The sequence below is a fragment of the Longicatena caecimuris genome (genome assembly GCF_018406465.1).
Lineage (GTDB): Bacteria > Bacillota_I > Bacilli_A > Erysipelotrichales > Erysipelotrichaceae > Longicatena > Longicatena caecimuris.
Map to the genome: position 1 here is coordinate 76,701 of NZ_AP024510.1, position 20,041 is coordinate 96,741.

General features: G+C 38.0%; 22 protein-coding genes. 20 read left to right on the forward strand and 2 right to left on the reverse strand.

Annotated elements, in window-relative coordinates; genetic code table 11:
• Positions 1-42: 42 nt before the first annotated feature.
• Positions 43-651, reverse strand: coding sequence for a DUF4143 domain-containing protein (locus KJS44_RS00340; RefSeq protein WP_008690946.1), 609 nt, complete (start codon positions 649-651; stop codon positions 43-45).
• 11 nt (positions 652-662) lie between these two features.
• Positions 663-1,352, reverse strand: a complete 690-nt coding sequence (locus KJS44_RS00345; protein WP_202800578.1) for an AAA family ATPase — start codon at positions 1,350-1,352, stop codon at positions 663-665.
• 653 nt (positions 1,353-2,005) lie between these two features.
• Here KJS44_RS00345 and upp point away from each other — a divergent pair.
• The 20 genes from upp to KJS44_RS00445 all read left to right on the forward strand — a co-directional run bounded on the left by upp (position 2,006) and on the right by KJS44_RS00445 (position 20,022).
• Positions 2,006-2,626, forward strand: a complete 621-nt coding sequence (gene upp, locus KJS44_RS00350; protein WP_008690949.1) for a uracil phosphoribosyltransferase — start codon at positions 2,006-2,008, stop codon at positions 2,624-2,626.
• Position 2,627: 1 nt separating this feature from the next.
• Positions 2,628-2,819 carry an AtpZ/AtpI family protein gene (locus KJS44_RS00355; protein WP_017144521.1) on the forward strand — a complete coding sequence of 64 codons (192 nt, stop codon included), beginning with the start codon at positions 2,628-2,630 and terminating at the stop codon, positions 2,817-2,819.
• Positions 2,809-3,180, forward strand: coding sequence for a hypothetical protein (locus KJS44_RS00360; RefSeq protein ID WP_008690952.1), 372 nt, complete (start codon positions 2,809-2,811; stop codon positions 3,178-3,180). Before KJS44_RS00355 ends, KJS44_RS00360 begins: the two co-directional genes overlap by 11 nt.
• Positions 3,181-3,183: 3 nt before the next feature.
• Positions 3,184-3,879, forward strand: a complete 696-nt coding sequence (gene atpB / locus KJS44_RS00365) for a F0F1 ATP synthase subunit A (RefSeq protein WP_008690953.1) — start codon at positions 3,184-3,186, stop codon at positions 3,877-3,879.
• Positions 3,880-3,917: 38 nt separating this feature from the next.
• Positions 3,918-4,166: an ATP synthase F0 subunit C gene (atpE, locus tag KJS44_RS00370; protein ID WP_008690954.1), complete on the forward strand. Its 249-nt coding sequence runs from the start codon at positions 3,918-3,920 to the stop codon at positions 4,164-4,166.
• A gap of 151 nt (positions 4,167-4,317) precedes the next feature.
• Positions 4,318-4,836, forward strand: coding sequence for a F0F1 ATP synthase subunit B (gene atpF / locus KJS44_RS00375; protein ID WP_008690955.1), 519 nt, complete (start codon positions 4,318-4,320; stop codon positions 4,834-4,836).
• Positions 4,824-5,372, forward strand: a complete 549-nt coding sequence (gene atpH, locus KJS44_RS00380) for an ATP synthase F1 subunit delta (RefSeq protein WP_008690956.1) — start codon at positions 4,824-4,826, stop codon at positions 5,370-5,372. Before atpF ends, atpH begins: the two co-directional genes overlap by 13 nt.
• A gap of 15 nt (positions 5,373-5,387) precedes the next feature.
• Positions 5,388-6,911, forward strand: a complete 1,524-nt coding sequence (gene atpA, locus KJS44_RS00385) for a F0F1 ATP synthase subunit alpha (protein ID WP_008690957.1) — start codon at positions 5,388-5,390, stop codon at positions 6,909-6,911.
• A 3-nt stretch (positions 6,912-6,914) separates the two neighbouring features.
• Entirely contained in the window at positions 6,915-7,772 is an 858-nt protein-coding gene (gene atpG, locus KJS44_RS00390; RefSeq protein ID WP_008690959.1) for an ATP synthase F1 subunit gamma, read from the forward strand.
• Positions 7,772-9,172 carry a F0F1 ATP synthase subunit beta gene (atpD, locus tag KJS44_RS00395; protein ID WP_008690960.1) on the forward strand — a complete coding sequence of 467 codons (1,401 nt, stop codon included), beginning with the start codon at positions 7,772-7,774 and terminating at the stop codon, positions 9,170-9,172. Before atpG ends, atpD begins: the two co-directional genes overlap by 1 nt.
• A gap of 4 nt (positions 9,173-9,176) precedes the next feature.
• Positions 9,177-9,569, forward strand: a complete 393-nt coding sequence (gene atpC, locus KJS44_RS00400) for an ATP synthase F1 subunit epsilon (protein ID WP_008690961.1) — start codon at positions 9,177-9,179, stop codon at positions 9,567-9,569.
• A gap of 486 nt (positions 9,570-10,055) precedes the next feature.
• Complete coding sequence (gene lepB / locus KJS44_RS00405; RefSeq protein ID WP_008690962.1) at positions 10,056-10,745, forward strand: signal peptidase I; 690 nt, start codon at positions 10,056-10,058, stop codon at positions 10,743-10,745.
• A gap of 215 nt (positions 10,746-10,960) precedes the next feature.
• Complete coding sequence (locus KJS44_RS00410) at positions 10,961-12,271, forward strand: hypothetical protein (RefSeq protein WP_008690963.1); 1,311 nt, start codon at positions 10,961-10,963, stop codon at positions 12,269-12,271.
• A 189-nt stretch (positions 12,272-12,460) separates the two neighbouring features.
• Entirely contained in the window at positions 12,461-13,159 is a 699-nt protein-coding gene (locus KJS44_RS00415) for a LytR/AlgR family response regulator transcription factor (protein ID WP_008690964.1), read from the forward strand.
• Complete coding sequence (locus tag KJS44_RS00420; RefSeq protein ID WP_008690965.1) at positions 13,156-14,370, forward strand: ATP-binding protein; 1,215 nt, start codon at positions 13,156-13,158, stop codon at positions 14,368-14,370. Before KJS44_RS00415 ends, KJS44_RS00420 begins: the two co-directional genes overlap by 4 nt.
• Before the next feature lie 89 nt (positions 14,371-14,459).
• Positions 14,460-15,131 carry a hypothetical protein gene (locus KJS44_RS00425; protein ID WP_008690967.1) on the forward strand — a complete coding sequence of 224 codons (672 nt, stop codon included), beginning with the start codon at positions 14,460-14,462 and terminating at the stop codon, positions 15,129-15,131.
• A 177-nt stretch (positions 15,132-15,308) separates the two neighbouring features.
• Entirely contained in the window at positions 15,309-16,511 is a 1,203-nt protein-coding gene (locus KJS44_RS00430; RefSeq protein ID WP_008690969.1) for an O-antigen ligase family protein, read from the forward strand.
• A gap of 60 nt (positions 16,512-16,571) precedes the next feature.
• On the forward strand, positions 16,572-16,775 hold the full coding sequence (locus KJS44_RS00435; RefSeq protein ID WP_008690970.1) for a DUF1146 domain-containing protein: 204 nt from the start codon (positions 16,572-16,574) through the stop codon (positions 16,773-16,775).
• 15 nt (positions 16,776-16,790) lie between these two features.
• On the forward strand, positions 16,791-18,467 hold the full coding sequence (locus tag KJS44_RS00440; protein ID WP_226896800.1) for a sensor histidine kinase: 1,677 nt from the start codon (positions 16,791-16,793) through the stop codon (positions 18,465-18,467).
• Entirely contained in the window at positions 18,442-20,022 is a 1,581-nt protein-coding gene (locus tag KJS44_RS00445; RefSeq protein ID WP_008690975.1) for a response regulator transcription factor, read from the forward strand. Before KJS44_RS00440 ends, KJS44_RS00445 begins: the two co-directional genes overlap by 26 nt.
• Positions 20,023-20,041 lie beyond the last annotated feature (19 nt).

Here is a 20,041-nt window from a genome sequence, read left to right on the forward strand (position 1 = left end):
AAAAAAAGAATGTAAATAAAACCATTCTCTTTATTACCCTTTTTAAAAAAGTAGTTGCTTCTCATTTATAATTTTATCACGTTGAAAGAACATGATGTTATAGATCGGAATATAAGTGATGTTATTTTTCTGTATGATCTCTCTTTCATTCGATAGTACATAAGCTTTTTTAATAGGATAATTGTTATTTTTTGTTAAGGTATTTAAAGCACTATGCACGGTATAGTCTTTTCCGGATTTTGCTTCAAGAGGAATTACTGACAAACTTTCATAATCATCAATTAAATAGTCTACTTCACCTTTGCTTCTATTATCAAAATAATATAGTCGATAACCATGTGCTATTAGTTCACTCGCAACAACACTTTCATAGACAGCACCTAAATTTATGCTTTTTTCATCATCGAGAATAGCGCGAATGTTATTGCCATATAGGATAGCGGTTAATAGACCAATATCATTCAAAAAAAATTTTAATAGATTTTTTCCGCAAGATGCTATGAATGGAAAAACCGGATTAGCAATTGCCTGTACAGGAAGTGCGATACCGGCACTGATCAAATAATCAAACTCATCTATATAATTTTGGAAGGTTTTTCCTCTTTTATTTTCAATATTTTGTATGACGACACGTTTCTTTTTGTTTTCCATATTAGATGGTATTAAATCATAAATTCTGCTGATTTTAAGTTTTTTTCTGTATCATACTTTGAAGCGTCACTTTTATAATACTCATATATTTCATTTTGAACTTCTCTAACTGCTTGAATATTTTTGGTTTCTAGATACGTGTTAATGACATCGGGGAGCCCTCCCACAAGTAGATATTTACGAAATAAATCCATCATTTTATCATGCATGGTTTCATCAAGTGTTTCAAGATGGTTAAATTTATTTTCTAATATAGATAATGTAAGATCATTCAATCCTAGGACACGTATAAATTCTTCAAAATCTAAAGGACACATTCTGATTTTACGTATGCTGCCCATAGGAATAGAGGAAGTGTTCGATAAGGTAACGTCTAATAGTGAACCACTGGCAATATAGGTGAATTTGTCATCTTGTGATAAAAATTTTAAAAGGGTTAGTAGATGGGGATATGCTTGTATTTCATCAATGAATATTAAGGTGTTCTCTTTCTCTTTCATTTGAGAACCGGCAAGCATGCTAACCTGAAGATAAAAATCTTCAACAGTTTTTACATTTTTAAATAATTGGTTTTGTAAACGATCTTCAATCATATTAATTTCAATGAAATTATCATACATCTTTTTTCCAACATGGCGAATAATAAAGGTTTTTCCTACTTGACGTGCGCCATCAATTAAAAGTATTTTATTTGTTTTCAAAGAAAGGTGATTTCGATTACGGAAGCGATTTTTCGATATAGCATAAGTATACCTCCTTGCTTGTCAAGCTTGTTATAATACGAAAGCATTGACATTTCAATAGAAATTTATTGATAAAAATATGACATTTCAATAAAAAAATTCATCCATTTTTATGACATTTCAATAAATCGATTCCTTTCATTGTTTATGAAACAGTATCGAAAGCTTTACTTCCTCTTTGCAACAGGCAGTATTATTCCTACACAGTATTATTGGGAAATAAAGTATTTACAGATTGAAACCGAAAGTATTTCATTTGCCGCGGCCATCTTGGTTTTATTGTTAACACACCCAGAGCTCGTTCATTAACATAAGTATAATTCAAAAAATCGCAAAGAAAGAAGCTTGTAAGAGAACTGAAAAATAAGTCTTATATAGATGAATCATTCAGTTCTTGTTTTTGGTTAAGCGAATCTGTAACACATCTATTGTAAAGCAACATTTTTGTGCCAGAAAATTAAGCTTTTATCGTTAAAAACAGGACATCCATGGTATAATAAAAAAGACGCAGATAAGCTGAATTTTGACATAATGTCAAATTTGTCTGCTAATCAAATGACGCAGATATGGTAAAGTGTATACTGCGCAAAGAAAAGAATAGGAGAAGTAACATGTTGAAAGTTTTAGAACATCCCCTGATTACGCATAAGCTTACGCAGATGCGCAGGAAGGAATGCGGAACCAAAGACTTTCGGGCCAATCTTGATGAAATTGCCGGTTTGATGGCATATGAGATTTCCCGCGATTTGCCTTTGCGTACCGTAGACATTGAAACACCGGTTTCTCCCTACACGACCAAAGAGCTGGCAAAGGATATCGTATTAGTACCGATTCTGCGTGCTGGTCTGGGCATGGTGAATGGTATTGCCAATCTGATTCCAACCGTTAAGATTGCGCATATCGGTTTGTATCGCGATGAGGAAACATTAGAACCTCATACGTATTTTGAAAAATATCCTAAAAATGTGAAGGATGCGGTTGTGATGATCGTTGATCCAATGCTGGCAACCGGAGGAAGTGCTAATGCTGCCATTGATATGGTGAAGAAACAGGGCGCAAAAAATATTCGCCTGGTTTGTTTGGTAGGTGCACCGGAAGGTGTAAAAGCTGTGGAAGAAGCACATCCGGAAGTGGATATTTACTTAGCTGCATTAGATGAGAAGCTAAATGAACATGGCTATATCGTACCGGGTCTTGGTGATGCAGGAGATAGAATCTTCGGTACAAAGTAACATGAAGGACTATTATAAGGCCGTTCGCTTTATGATGACGATGCTGTTAAGCTGTCTGTTAGCCGTTTTGATTGGTATGTGGCTGGATGAAAAGCTTCATACAACACCAATCATTTTGTTGCTGTTGCTGGCATATGCAATCATTGCTAATTTTTATCTGCTGATGAAAGGAATGAGTGAGCATGATGGATGAAACTTCACAGATGGGAAAAGAAATCCGCCGTATTACGCTTGCTTTAGCACTTGTCAGCTGTGGTATCTCACTCATGCTTTTTCAAGGGCATTTCAAAGATATCGGTGCCGGTATTTTGATTGGTGCACTCACCGGTATCATCGGTTTCTCGATGATCACGCACATGAGCAACACCATTGAATTATATGGCAATCCCAAGGCAAAAGGTTACAGCAGCTATGTAAAACGCTATGCCATTTATACACTGATCTTTGCGTTAGCCGCATGGCGAGGCGTACATGTTTTGGCACTTTTGGCAGGAATGCTGCTTCATAAAGGGGCAATTCTTATATATGTATTTCTACACAGAAAGGAGGATTGATTCGTGGAATTTGTAATCCGGATAGGTGATATGACGATTCAGCTGCACCCATCCATTGTGAACTGGCTGATTCTGTGTGTGCTATTATCTGTCTTTTTCATTATTGCAGGTAATAAGATAAAGAAAGCAGATCCAACACAGGCACCGAAAGGCTTTGTGCTTGTATGTGAATGTGTCGCCAAATTGGGTACCGGTATTATATCCGATAACCTTAAGGCACGTACGAAGTTTTATCTGCCCTTCTTTGGAACACTGATCTTTATGATGGCTCCTAGTAACTTACTGGGGCTGATAGGATTACAGCCACCGACATCAAACTTAAGTGTTAATGTGACACTGGCTGTTATGATGTTCTTGCTGATTCAATTCGTCGGACTCAAGGAAAAAGGTGTGATTGGAAGATTTAAGGAGCTGTGTGATCCTATCTTCTTATTCTTACCGTTAAACATTCTTGGTGATCTGGCATTACCGGTTTCGCTGTCACTGCGTTTGTTTGGTAACCTGTTGGCAGGTACCATTATTACCGGTCTTGTTTACACACTGATGGAATCGCTGATGCCGTTTGGTGTACTAGGTTTATCCTTTACGCCATTCCTGCATGCGTATTTCGATATTTTCTCAGGTCTGATTCAGACCTACATCTTCTTCACATTGGCAAGTTTCTTCTTGAGTGAATCGTATGCCGATGAAGAAGAATAAAAAAGCTGTTTGCAAATTAGTAATAGGAGGAAATGAAAATGGCTGAATTTAATGAATTTTTCGTACAAGGTATGGCACTGTTAGGTGCTGGTATTGCAATGATTGCTGGTCTTGGTCCTGGTATTGGTCAGGGTATTGCCGCTAGTAAAGGTGCTGAATCCGTAGGCCGCAATCCAGAAGCTGCCGGTAAGATTCGTTCTATCATGGTATTAGGTATCGCGATGGCCGAAACAACTGGTATCTATGCATTGATCATCGCATTGCTGCTGATTTTCCTGAAAGGTTAAGCGTAAGATCTTGCAAGGTCATGCGCATGCAGAAAGTAAGCAAGTTTTGCTATTAGGGAAAGAACCCTCTGCATGAAGAAAATATCTTTTACATAGGCATGACTTTTATATGAATTTTCGTAAGATTCACAACCATAAGGAGGTTTAGCAGATGAATATCGACATTACCAATTACCTGCGAATAAACCCTGTGGATATGGCTCTTGTCTGTATTTCAACCTTGATCATCTGTCTGGTTGCCAAGCATTTTTTCTGGGATGTCATCACGGATTATTTCCAGAAACGCCACGATGCAATCGCAGCAGATATCCAAGCGGGCAGCGATGCACGCAAAGCGGGTGAAGATTATAAAGTACAGTATGAAACGCAGATGGCAAATGCCAAAAGCGATGCTCATGAGATCCTGGAAACCGCAAAACGCAATGCGACGGCTGAGAAGAAAGAAATTCTTGCTAAAGCCAGAGATGAAGCGGATGGATTAAAAACAAAAGCAATGCAGGATATTGAGCGTGAAAAAGTTCAGGCACAGAAAGAAATGAAACAGACGATTACGGATGTAGCATTTGAAGCTGCCAGCAAGATCATTGAGAAGGAGCTGGATGAGAAACAACAGCAGAAGTATGTGGATGAATTTATTGAACACGCAGGTGATGACACATGGCAGGCATAGTCAGTAAGAATTACTGCGATGCATTGTTTGCGCTGGCACAAGAAGATCAAAAGCTGGATGTATATAAAGAACAGCTGAATGTGGTGGCAGACAGTGTGAAGCAGGATGATGAATTCCGTGCTGTCATGGCACATCCGAAAATCAGCAAGGAAGAAAAGAAAGGCATGCTGGAAACAATCTATGGAAAGCAGATTGACCATATGCTGTTAAACTTTTTAAAACTGCTGATTGATAAAGGACGTTTCGCTAAAATTGAAGAGATTCGCAGAGAATACAATAAGGCTTACAATGACTTTAATAACATTCAGGTGGTACACGTGAAGAGTGCAACACCATTACAGAAGGAAGAAATTGCGAAGCTGAAAGAAACACTCGAAAAGAAACTGCAGAAAAAAGTAGATTTCGTGCTGTCAACAGATAAAGATCTGATTGCCGGCATCCGCATCAAAATAAACGATCAGATTATCGACAATACGGCATTAGGCAGACTACAGCGTCTGAAACGTACCGTTTTGAACGTATCTGAAACACAATAAGCAAGTGAGGTGAATATGGTGAGTTTAAAGCCAGAAGAAATCAGCAAACTGATCAAGGAACAGATACGGCGCTACGATGATGAGCTGGAGGTCGGAGAAACCGGCACCGTCATCACGATTGGTGATGGTATCTCGTTAGTCCATGGTCTGAATAATGCAATGTCTGGAGAACTGTTACTGTTCCCACACGATGTGTATGGAATGGTATTGAACCTTGAAGAGGAACATGTCGGAGCCGTATTGTTAGGTGATGATGAGGGAATCAAAGAGGGCGACGAAGTAAAGCGTACAGGAAAGATCGTAGAAGTTCCTGTTGGTGATATGATGTTAGGAAGAGTTCTCAATGCCTTAGGACAGGCGATTGATGGCGGTGCTCCTATTGTCAGTGAAAAATACCGTCCGGTAGAGCGTGTTGCTCCCGGTGTTATGACACGTAAAAGTGTTCATCAGCCAATTCAGACAGGTTTGAAGATCATTGACTCTATGATCCCAATCGGAAAAGGGCAGCGTGAGTTGATCATCGGGGATCGCCAGACAGGTAAAACAGCGATTGCCATTGATACGATCATCAACCAAAAAGGTAAGAATGTAAAATGTATTTATGTAGCAATCGGACAGAAAGCCAGTACGGTTGCCCAAATCGTAGAAAAATTAAGAAAACATGGTGCTATGGAATATACGACAATCGTATCTTCTACCGCTAGTGAACCGGCACCTTTGCAATACATTGCTCCATATGCAGGATGTGCGATTGGGGAAGAATGGATGGAAAACGGTGACGATGTCTTAATCATCTATGATGATTTAAGTAAGCATGCGGTTGCTTATCGTACCATGTCCTTATTGTTAAAACGTCCACCAGGACGTGAAGCCTATCCAGGGGATGTCTTCTATTTGCATAGCCGTCTGTTAGAGCGTGCAGCGAAGCTGAACGATGAATTAGGTGCAGGAAGTTTAACCGCACTGCCAATTATTGAAACGCAGGCAGGTGATATTTCTGCTTATATTCCTACCAACGTTATTTCTATCACCGATGGACAGATCTTCTTACAGACAGAATTGTTTAACAGCGGTGTACGTCCTGCGGTAGACAGTGGTTTATCGGTATCCCGTGTTGGTAGTGCAGCCCAGATCAAAGCCATGAAGCAGGTCAGCGGAAGCTTAAAACTGGAATTAGCACAGTTCCGTGAAATGCAGGCCTTTGCGAAATTCGGTAGTGACTTAGATGCTGCTACGACTGAAACATTGGCACATGGGGAACGCTTAACACAATTACTGATTCAGAACCAGTATGAACCAATGCCGGTTGCCCATCAGGTATTATCTTTATTTGCGGCAAAACATAAATTCTTGAAGCCTGTGAAGGTAGAACAGGTCAAACTGTATGAAAAAGAAATGTTAAAATATATGGAACGTGAACATGCGGACATCATCCATGATATTGATGAACAGCAGGCATTAGACGATGCTTTGTCACAGCGTATCAAAGATGCCTTGACTTCTTTTGAAACAGAATTCAAGAACATGCTGGAAGGATAGTCTATGGCAGCTGGAAAACTGGAAATCAAAGCGCGCATCCGCTCAGTAGAATCTACCAAAAAGATTACCAAGGCGATGCAGCTAGTGGCGACCAGTAAGCTGAAAAAACAAAAACAGTACATGGAAGAAAATCGGGAATATGCCCATTATTTAAAAGAAACGGTGCAAGAAATCCTGTCTTCCATAGAACATTCCCGCCATCCTTATTTAAGTAAAAATGAAGGCGCAAAACCATTCACCATCGTTTTTACAAGTGATATGGGCTTATGTGGCGGCTATAATGCGAATATCTTTCGCATGCTGTTGAATGACATTGGCAATGTCGGTGATTTTGTCATGATAGGAAGTCGCGGTGTCAATTGGAGCCGTAATAAGAATTTCCATGTCGTGATGGAAGAAACAGACTTTGAAGATGACTGTTACAGTGAACTGGTAACCATTGCCGATCATGCATTGGACTTATACCGCAAGAAAGAAATATCCGAAATCCGTATCCTGTATACTCACTTTGTGAACTCTGTCAGCTTTGAGCCGCAGTTAGTAACCTTGTTACCGGTAGAAAAGGATGAGGAACGTGAAAAGAAAACAAGCGCTCTGACAATCTTTGAACCAGCGGGTGATCAAATTCTTGATACCTTGGTTCCGATGTATGTCAGATCTCTGTTATACAGCTATTTCCTGGAAACTAAAACAAGTGAACAGGCAAGTCGCCGTATGGCTATGGAAAGCGCTACAGATAACGCTGAAGAAATTAAGGAAACACTGGAATTACAATTCAACCAGGCTAGACAGGCCGCCATTACACAGGAAATCACAGAAATCGTCGGCGGTGTCAACGCAATGGAAGGAGTGAGCAGTTGATGAGTAAAAACACAGGAAAAATTGTGCAGGTCATCGGTCCGGTAGTTGACGTTGCTTTTGAAAACGGCGAATTACCACAACTGTTGAGCGCAATCGAAATCCCTTTGAAAAATCAAGACTCTCTGATTGTCGAAGTGGCACAGCATATCGGCGATGAACGGGTACGCTGTATTGCCATGGGTGGTACGGATGGTTTAGTACGTGGCATGGATGCCATCGATACAGGCGCACCGATTCAAGTACCTGTCGGAGATGAAGTCTTAGGAAGAATGTTTAATGTCTTAGGCCGTGAAATTGATGGTTTAGGCGAAGTAAAAACAAGCAAACGTCTGCCTATTCATCGCAAAGCACCAAGCTTTGATGAACAACAGACATCTGCGGAAATGTTAGAAACCGGTATTAAGGTTATCGACCTTTTGTGCCCATATTCCAAAGGTGGTAAGATTGGTCTGTTCGGTGGTGCCGGTGTAGGTAAAACCGTATTGATTCAAGAATTGATTCACAATATTGCCAAGGAACATGGTGGTAAATCCGTTGTTACCGGTGTTGGGGAAAGAACCCGTGAAGGTAACGACATGTATCATGAAATGAAGGACAGTGGTGTCCTTGATAAAACCGTTCTGGTATATGGACAGATGAATGAATCTCCAGGTGCCAGAATGCGTGTTGGTTTGACCGGCTTAACGATGGCGGAATACTTCCGTGATGTTGAACATCAGGATGTGTTATTGTTTATCGACAATATCTTCCGTTTCACACAGGCTGGTTCAGAAGTAAGTGCGCTGTTAGGACGTATGCCAAGTGCCGTAGGTTATCAGCCAACATTGGCAACGGAAATGGGACAGTTACAGGAACGTATCACATCTACGAAGGATGGTTCCATCACTTCCGTACAGGCCATCTACGTACCTGCCGATGACTTGACAGACCCCGCACCAGCAACGGCATTTACTCATTTGGATGCTAAAACCGTATTGGATCGTGACATTGCGGCATTGGGTATCTACCCGGCTGTTGATCCATTGGAATCTAGCTCTCGTATCCTCGATCCATTAGTGGTGGGTGAGGAACATTATGAGGTAGCCCGTGGTGTACAGCAAATCTTACAGAGATATAAAGAATTACAGGATATCATCGCTATCTTAGGTATGGATGAATTAAGTGAAGAAGATAAGATCATCGTTAATCGTGCCCGTCGTGTACGTAACTTCCTGTCACAGCCATTCCATGTTGCCGAAGTATTCTCCGGTATCAAAGGATGCTACGTATCTCGTGAAGATACGGTACGCAGTTTCAAAGAGCTGTTAGATGGCAAGTATGATGACTTACCGGAACAGGCCTTCATGTTCGCTTCCACTATTGAAGAAGTGGTAGAAAAAGCCAAAGCGATGGAAGGCTAGTCCTATGATCAAGCTGAAAATCATTACTCCTCTTGGTTTGTATAAAGAGGGTGAAGTGGAGGCTGTGCATGTCACAACGGTAGATGGTGAAACAACCATTCTTTCCAATCATATGCCAATCGTGGCAATGTTAAAGACATGCAAATGTACCTTGAGCGAGCATAAGGAACAAAAGGATTATGCTTTGGCCGGTGGTTTGTTACAGTTTGCGGATAATGAAATGCGCATTTTGACAGATGCCGTAGAAGGTCGTGAAGAAATAGATATTGAACGAGCAAAACGGGCAAAGGAACGTGCGGAAGCGCGTTTGAAAAAGCAAGACAGCCGCACAAATATCAAACGTGCAGAGGTTGCCCTTGCCAAAGCTATCAATCGTATTCATGTTTATAATGGATAAGTAAAATTGACGTATGAAACTCTTCGAGAGTGCATACGTCTTTTTATGTTGTGTTGTAAAGAAGAATGTACGCTAAAGTCTTATGGTATAAGGAATTTGTATGGATAGAAGGAAAAGAAAAAGGTAACAATATGGAAAAACGTCGCAGTTAGGTAGTCAAAATATTGGAAAAACATCGCACTATATCGGCATAATCCATAGAAAACCGTCGCAAAATAAAGAAAACTCTTGTACGACCGCAGGCATACCTTTAACAAGACAGTAAAATTTAAATGAATGGAAATTAGGAAAGATTGATTTTCAACTCCATATTTAATTAGTTCAAAGACATTTCTATAATCTAATAGACCTATATGAAGAAATTGCACATTATCTGCTATTTCTGCGATATGAAATACAGAACGTTTTGCTTTTCGACAATTTCCCATTTTGTTTTAGATAAGTAGTGTTATAATAATGTACATAGTCGAAAAGGAGCAAACCTTTATGGAAGAAAAGAAATCAGAAACAGAAACAATAGAAAATACAAAACCAAATGTAGAAGCTATGATTATAGATGATGAACAACAAGAAGATAGTTCTTCAATGAAAAAGAGCAAGAAGAAAAAGCCTAAGAAAAGCGGATGGAAGTATGAATTGTTTGATTTAGCCAGAACCTTCATCATCTGCTTTATCGTCGTAATGCTGTTATCACACTTTGTCATCAATCCAGTGCAGGTTGATGGAGATAGTATGTATCCAACGCTTAGCGATTCAGAAATCGGTGTCATGAATATCTTTTTGGCAAAGACCCAAGGCATTAAACGCCAGGATGTGGTGGTTGTCTATAATGAAGAAACTGATGAAAACTGGGTAAAGCGTGTGATTGGTATGCCAAATGATACGGTATATGCGAAAGATGATGTTGTTTATGTAAATGACAAGCCATTAGAAGAGCCTTATCTAAATACAGAGTATGCAAATCATATTCGATCACAGGGGAAACCATTTACGGAGGATTTTAATAAAATAACCTTAGGAAAAGATGAATACTTTTTGATGGGAGATAACCGTGTGGTATCTTATGATTCTAGAGCAGTCGGGCCTTTTAAAAAATCTGCTATCGTTGGTAAGGATGTTTATGTTTTATTTCCTTTCACGGAAATTAAAATGGTAAGAAACGGTGCTCCTGAATAGTGTAAGATAAAATTAAGAAATGGAATGACAGATTGAAAAATTCAGTGTTATAATAATAACGTAAATTTATGTGTTTTCATCTAGCCAATGAAATCATGATGCATAGATTTATATAAGAATTTTTCTCTCCTCCTTTGAGTGTGAAAATTCTTCTTGAGTGTCCGATTGGACGCTCTTTCATTAAATGAAACCGCTAATTGTAACGGAGGGATCGTATGCAGAACAATAGAAAAAACGAACATGATGATGTAGATTTGACAGGTATTATTAACGATTATAGTAAAGATAGTGAATTACGCCGAAAGATAGAAGAGATGAAACGCCAAAAAGAAGCACAGACAACTGCTTCAGCATCACCACGAAACCAAGAGGAAAATGCGATTAATCCATTAACGGGAGAGAAATTTCATTCCCCTATCTTTGAAGATAAAAAAGCAAGTACAGAGAAGAAAGCTATCCCTGATATTCGCGTAGATGAAGAAGAACTGGCGAAAACAAGAGTAGGCTTTGTGGATGATACAAATGATCAGACATTGGTAATCATGAATGGCAAAAAAAGCCTAACTGCAGCTGAAGAGCCACAAGATGTAACGATGACTCAGCAGATGCCAATCTCTGATTATGATGAAGAAGCAGAAGACGAGGAAAAATTGGGGAAAACGATCGTTCAGCCATTATCGGATGTACATGTGTTAGATGAGGATGAAGAACCATTACCTGTAAAGAAATCAATTAAGAAAACCACATCTAAAAAAGAAGAAGTGGAAGAAGATGAAGGCGATGATGAAGAAAAAAATACGAAGATAAATAAAATCATTACCTATGTCATTCTTGGCATTGTTGGGATTTTAATCATTGTTGCATGCTTTTTTGCCGTACAATATGCAATGGATACTTTCCTTGGCGGTAATGATAATAAAAAGGCACCGGAGCAAACAGAAGAACCAACAACCCCAACCAAGGATCCGACAAATACGGATGCAAATAAGGATGATACCAATAACAAAGACGATGTTACTGATTCTTCAGCCAAGATTGCAGCTTTAAAGAAACAAAGAGAAACCTATGTACAGCGGAAAGCAGATGCCAATGATAAGTTGGAACTTGCCGAAAAGGATAAGAAGGATGCAACTGAAACTTTAGCATCTTTAGAAAAAAATGAGTTGGCAAAGGCTAAAGAGGCGCAGAAAAAAGTAAGTACTTATGAAAATGGTGAGTATAAGGTAGCCAACGATGAATATGAACGTATTTTAGGGAATTATAATGCGGAAAAAGATGAAACAGTAAAAGCCCAGTTAAAAGAAAGTTTAGATGCGGCATTAGAAAGAAAAAATGCAGCTATGACAGAATATAATCGTCTTACTGGAGAAGCATCTTCACTTACCGGTATTTATAATGAGAAAAAAGAAACCGCAGAAAGCAAGAAGAGCAAGGCTGAGCAGACAATCACAGAACAAAAGAATGAAATTGCGACTTTAGAAGAAGAAATCAAAAAAATTGATAATCAGCTAAAAGAGTTAGAATAGTCTCGCTTGTAAGTGGTGGGCAAAAAACGTAGGAAATCGTAAAACCTGATGTAGGGTCTTAGGGTTTCCTTTTTTTATGATTTTTACGTCTTTTTTACCGGTGATGTCAGAAAAAGAACCGATTTTGTGTTTCATACATCCTTTTTATCATATTGTGTGTATAATGAAACTATTAGTGAGGGTGATAAGATGTTGCAAATTTGTGTATTGGATGACGAATATCAGGATGGGAAAAGAAATGAAGATTTATTGCGGGCATATTTTGACAAACGTCATATGGAAGCCAGAATTGATCGTTATACAAATGGAAAAGAGCTTCTAGATAGTACGAAGATATATCATATGCTGTTTTTAGATATTGAGATACAAGAAGAAAATGGGATTGAAATTGCGATGGAATTACGTAAACGTTTACCGGATATGATTATCGTAGTAATTACCAGCTATCTAAAATATTCTTTAGAGGGTTATAAGATACAAGCATCCCGGTATTTGTTAAAGCCAATTCATGAGACTTTGTTGTATAGTGAATTGGATGAAATTTTACAGACAAGAGATACCTCACAAACACTGACTTTAACTATGCACCAAGAGACAACCATGGTGAAAATGAAAGAAATTTTATATTTTGAAAGTATTGGAAGAACGACTTGTTTCCATACGCCTCAAGGAGTATATGAAAGTAAGGAAGGGGTTAGTTATTGGGCAAAGCAATTACATGTGCATTTTGTTGAATGTCATAAGGGGCTGTTTGTACAATTGAGCCATATTATGCAGATTCGTAAAGACTGTATTGAAATAAGCAATCATGAGACTTTACCCTTGGCTAGAAGAAGAGTGCAGCAGGTACAAGAAAGCTGGTTACAGTTTCAGGAGATGAGTCTATGAATTATTTCACGGTATTTCTTTGCACAGGCAGCATGCTTTATATGACCTTTTTATATTATGAGACATGGTTTCAGTTTTCCGCAATGAAGATGAAAATCAGGCAGTTTATGAGCATCCTGGTTATGGGAGCTTGTCTAAGCAGCTTGGTGTTACCAATGGATTGGTATTTATATGGTTTATGGGCATTGTGTATCTTTGCTAGTTTCATTTATGAGAAAGAAACAGCCTTTGTAAAATGTTTCTGCAGTTTTCTGGCAAGTTTTATCCTCTCCTTGCTGGTGGTATTCATGATGGATGTTTTTCTCCATGATTGGTATGCAAAATGCATGTGTTTTCTGCTTGTCGAGGGAATCCTTCATGCGTTGCTTTTTTTGATACTTCGCAAGCAAAGCGAAGGCGGATGGTTTTTATTAATGGCATATGGAGTGTTGTTAGGTATCATGATACAGTTTGTCTGGCTTAAGAAATCCAATATGATGCATATAGAGCATATGTTACCGTTTTTGCTATTTCTTATGATCACGTTGTTAAATCGTTTTGCGTATGTGCAAAAGCAGCAGTATGAAACGATGTTATCAATAACAAATCGCAGACATTTAGCAAAAGAAAATGTCATTCAGTATGAACGATTACAAAAGGATAATGATGAAATATTACGTCAGATACATGATTTACGTAAACAGATGAAGCTCTTAAATAATAAAACAATAGAAGAGAATGATACATTGACGAAAAAAATCATGATGACCTATTCTGAGGTGGTAAGCTTTATTCCTACCGGTTGTCCTTTGCTGGATCGGGTTTTGCGCAATTATCAAAAGGATATCATGGAGCAGGATATTCAATTGATACTAGATGTAGAACCATTTGCAGAAGATCAGTTTGATCCTGTGGATATGAGCGCTATTTTTTGCAATATGGTGGAAAATGCTATTGAAAGCTGTGTAAAATGTAAACAACGTGTCATACAGTTAAAGATACGCAAAGAGAAAGGGTATGTTTTTATAAAAATGAAAAACAGCTGTGAAAGTGTACATCAAGTTGGTGAACGCATGCTGTCAACGAAAGAGGATACCTTTTATCACGGTTTTGGATTGCGTAATATGCAAGATGTGGCACAGAAATATCAAGGAGATCTGCATTGTTGCTTTGATCAAGAACATCAATTATTTATTACTAAAATACATCTTGCTTTACCACATGTGTCATAAAAGCAGCCACTTATGCAAAAGTATGACACAGAAAGTAAAAGATGACGTATTGTATAAGCGGGTAAAGAAAACCTATGGGAGGTATTGTTATGAAGCAGAAGAAAGGAAATGTCTCACGTGGAAAGATCTTAGCCAGTGCAGCTGTTATTGCGGTTATCGGATTGTTGTTTGGTGTTGCAATGCAGGGACTGTTAAAGGATACACTTGGTTTATCCCAATCCAACATTACCATTTGTATGATCGTCTTTCTAATGTTCGTCGAATGCTTATGGCTCCCCTTTGCGATAGATTCCAGCAAATGTATGGAATATCATGAAACATATCTGGCTTATCTTCCTCCATACGGTCATTTTAAAAAATTATCATTGGTATTACAGATCTTGTTATCAAAAGAGATTAGTGATTTTTATGAACGATTGTATTGGCATGAAATTGATAGAGTTAAGTTTACCTTTGAGCGCAAATGGGGCACCTGGGGATATAGTCGTTACACCATGCAGCTATATTTCCTATTGAAAAATAAAGATGTGAAGTTGTTTACCATGAATTCCATGGAAAATGGCTTCCTGTTGCCATCAAGTACGGGAGGCTTACCTATTTTTGCCAATCTTCATCATGAAGACATAGTAAATATTCTCCAATATATGAAGACTTGTGGGGTTATCATTGAGGATCCCTATCATCTTCTGGAGGCGTTGAAGAATCCGGATATTACGATGTATGAATATATGGAGACAATTAATAAGCCTTATAAATTCTGAGTTTTCTTCCCTTTCACTGATGGAGCCATCTTCTGGATGGCTCTTTTGTAATTCTATCTGTTGTTTGCAAAGGCGTGTTTTTTCTTTCTATCAAATTTGTAAGATTACTTTGGTAAATTGTTATTTTCGATGTGGAATGCTATAATAAAGCTACTTTTAGGAACGGAGGAAACAAACATGGACAAAATTGCTGCCTTTTTACATCGCAAGCTAGACAACTTTTCATTTGATGAATATCTGATCATGTTTGTTGTCTGTACGATATTTTTACCTTTCTATTGTTCGATCATCGCGATTATCGGTGTATTGCTTTATTTAACCATTCAGGGACGTATGAAAACGATCATTCAATCAGTACCAAGATCAAAATTCGCAATTGCCTTTTGCTTGTTAGCTTCTTTGGTGGCAGCATTTCATCAAAACTGGCTGGGAGCTGTTTGTGGAATCGGTATCTTAGTGATCTTTCTCTTTATTTTTTACTTCCGTACGGTGATTAATAAACGTTTATTTGAATTGTTAATGGATGCCTGCTGCATCATATCATTATTCTGTGTAGCTTGGGCCTTGATGGAATATATGCGTATCGTACATCGTCTGAACTATGATTTTATGATGCTGGTTATTGAAGACAGTCCTAAAAATCGTGTGAATTCAACCTTTTTTAATGCCAATTACTATGCAATGATGATTGAATTTCTGGTGCTTATCTGCGTATATAAGATGATGCAGGTTAAAACAAAACGCCGTATTATTTTTTATATCGTAACGATTTTGGCAAACTTATTTGCTTTATATCTGACAGGCTGTCGTACGGCCTGGGTACCATTTGTTGTGACGATACCTTTCATGTTTTTGATGAATAAGCGTTTTGGTTATTTCACCGCGACCATGAGTGCAATTGGAACAGGTGGGATAGCAATATTATTAAAGCCGGAGGTATTTCAAAGAGCTTCTATCTTTACGGATTTTCTTAAGCGAGCTAAAATTTGGACAACAGCCGTTAAAGGAATAGAGGCGCATCCTTTGCTGGGGGAAGGTCCATTGACTTATTTCCATATTTATAAACAATATGGTGGACATCCTACACAACATGCTCATAATGTGATTTTAGATCCTATCTTAAGTCATGGAGTGATTGGCGTATTGATCATGGGAGTCTATTTTGGCAGTAATCTGAAAGAAATATATCGTTTATTTGTAAGACGCATTGATTTGCGTTTATGTTCCTTGATCGTTGCCTGTATCCTAACTGTCTTGATTCATGGCATGTTGGATTATACAGTGTATTGGGTACAAACGGGCTTGTTGTTTCTTCTGATATTATCAAGCTCCAGTATTTACTTCCACAAAGAACGTGCGTATACACAAGAGGAGGTTTAACGCCTCCCTTTTTTTGATGGAGAAGTATGATATAATATAAGAAATGTAAGGAGGGTGCTTATGCGTTATTTCCTAATCACTTTTACTGTATATCTTTTTTGTTTTGCGGCAAGTTTCTGGGCATTAAGCAGTGTCAAATTTGACCGTTTTTGTGATGTGCACAAACCAGGAAAAGTGCAATGTCTGCTGTTATTGCTAGCGTTGGCTTTAGGCTATCTGGTAGCACAATTTTTATTGAATATATCTTTGTTCAATGGTCTATAGATGATGGTGCATGATATGAAACAGCGACGCAAATTGTTACGTAATGTGAGCATACGCTCCCGCCTTTTATTTGGTTTTATCGCATTGCCATTGGTGGTAATGATTATCTGTTTTTTATTATACTATAATTTCAGTATGCAAATGATCATATCAAAGAATCAGGAATCATCACAACATTCTGTTGAGATGGTAGAAGAACTCTTTCATCTGAATATGGAGCGTCTTGAAGATCAGATGACGGAATTCTGTGCACAAGGAATCGTATATGACATGTTGCTGAGTGATGGTGAAAGCTCTGTACGCAAAAATTTCGTTGCCTATGCAAAGATGAATATGAATTTAAACGGACGAAATCGTCTGGTGCTCTTTAATGAGAAACAGGAAGTCATTTATGATGATGCCGGTGAAAAGGAACAAGGAAATTTGTCATTACCATCTACCTTGGATATTAGTTGGGCATATAAAAAAGAACATAATGGAATATTCTTAACAAAACGTATCGTTTACCATAATGAAACCATTGGCTATGTTTGTGGTGGTTTTAAAGAGGGAGCATTCAGTCCATCATTTACCAATGCTTCCAGTATTTCAAATATGATGATCATTATTGATAAGGATAATCATTATTTATTTGGTCAGGCAGCGTTTCCGAAAGGAAAAAATATTCAGATAAGTCAAGACATGGTCAATGTGAATGGTAAGTCTTATTACCATGAAAGTAAACAAATCGAGGGCATGGATTGGAAGGTTGTCAATCTGGTAAGCTCGGAATATGTCTTACAAGAAATTCATAGTACGCGGAATATGCTATTTCTTTATGGAGTGGCCATCTTGATATTAGAAGCTATCTTATCGACTATTGTATATCACAGTATTTATGATCCGATTCATAATATCTTGGTATCCATGCGTAAGCTTGATGAAACGAATCTTATTAGTAGTCAGGTGGAGGATAATGGGAAAGATGAGGTACATGAATTAAGTGAAAACTTTAATGACTTGTTGAATCGTGTACAGGAATTAGTAAAGACGGTTGCACTGGAACAGGAACAAAAAAGAGAAACGCAACTTCAGTTGTTACAGGCACAAATAAATCCGCATTTCTTATTCAATACGTTAAATACACTTCATTATTTGGCGATTTTAAATGAAGACAATCCCGTTAGTGAAGGCATTAGTGCGCTATCAAAGTTATTACGTAATACGATCGTAGACAGTAATGAATATGTTGATGTGGAAGAAGAAATAGAAAATGTGAAAAATTATATCATCATTCAAAAGCTTCGCTATGGTGATTTGTTTGAAACGGTTTATAATATTGATGAAGATGTACGCCATTGCCGTATTTTGAAATTTCTGTTACAGCCGATTGTTGAAAACAGTATTCTGCATGCATTTGAAGAAGATCGCGAACATCAGATTTTGACGATTCGTGCGCAGGCTGAAAAAGGTTGTTTGAAAATAGAGATAGGAGATAATGGAAAAGGATTTCAAGAGGTGGAACAATCCTATACCAATAAGAAATTAAGTGGCATCGGTATTATGAATATACAAGAGCGCATACGCTTGATGTATGGAGATAAATATTCGATGAATATTCAGAGTGAAGTAAATAAAGGAACCATTGTGACACTGTTGCTTCCATATAGGAAAGGGGGAATTACAGATGTACAAGGTATTGATAGCAGATGATGAAAGACTGATCCGAATCACGTTAAAAAATATGATTGACTGGCAGGCCTTACACTGTGAGGTGATTGCGACGGTCAAGGATGGCAAGGAAGCTTATCGCATCTTTCAAGAGGTACACCCTGAAATTGTTATTACCGATTTGAAAATGCCGGAAATGGATGGCATAGAACTCATAACAAAAATAAAAAAAGAAAGCCGAAATACACAAGTCATCGTATTAAGCAATTATTCCGACTTTGAGCTAGTCCGTGATGCGATGAAGGCAGGCGCTTTTGATTATCTGTTAAAGATTACATTGGAAAAAGAAGAATTGACCAGGATCATCACCCAGGTGAAAGAAAACTGTGAAGAAGGTGGCTCATCACAAAATGAAGAAGAAAAACAGGGAATTAAAGAATTACAACAATGCATGGTATTAAGTAAAAATGAGCATATCATTGATGTGAAGGAATATCAGCGAGCTTTAGCACAACCGATTTTTCAGGAATATGAGGATTTTTATCAATTGGCTTATTTTCGTGTTGATAATATTAATATGCTTTATGAAGGGAAATTTAAAGAACATGCGCGTTTACAGAGTAATCTGCGTGATTTGATACGCGAAAGTATCTCGTTATATGTAAAACATCAGGTGATTTTTATTAGTAATCACTCTGGTGTCATTCTTTTCCACAGTGCGGAGAAGTTGCGTATTATAACGATATGTAATTCCATTATGCGAAATATTGAACAATATCTGGATGTCCATTTATCGATTACCTTATCTGATATACAGCGCACCTTAAAGACCTATGATGAAGTATATATGCAGGTGGTACAGGCTCATGAACAGCGCTTTTATAAAGGGGAAGGTGTGTTGATACACAGTGAAGAAGGGGATCTGTTTCATAGCCTGCAAATGAATGATTTACAATACCATGTGGAATTGCTGGAGGCGGTGCAGAAGAAAAATTTTCATCAGGCGAATGAATTAATTGATAAAACATTATTGTATATGCGTGAAAATCATATCGTACCAAGACAAGTCTTAGAATATACGATTTTTATTATTAATAACTTAGAGGGAAAAGAGATTGAAAAAGGAGCCCGACAGAATATGCCGTTTGGCGCAATCACCGCAAACATACGGAAATGTGAAACACTGGATAAATTGTCAGAAGTGTTAAAAGAAGGCTTTGTGAAGATTGAGGAGTGGATGAAAGATTCTAGCAGTAGTAAATATCGCCGTGAAATAACGGAAGTGATGGATTTTGTGGAAAAGAATTATCATCAGAAACTGAATTTGAAAATGCTGGCAGAAACATTAGATATGAATGAAAGTACGCTGAGTAGATTATTCAAAAGTGAGACGGGTATCAATCTGAATTATTATATTAATGAAAAAAGAATGAAGAAGGCCAAAGAATTGTTACAAGAACCCGCTTATAAGATTAAGGATGTGGCAAATGCTGTCGGTATGGAGGATCAGCTATATTTTAATAAGGTGTTTAAAAAATACTATCATGTATCACCAAGTGATTATCGTAAGAAAGTTCTTCAGGATGATGAAGCATAGAACCGGCTTTGTCATCATA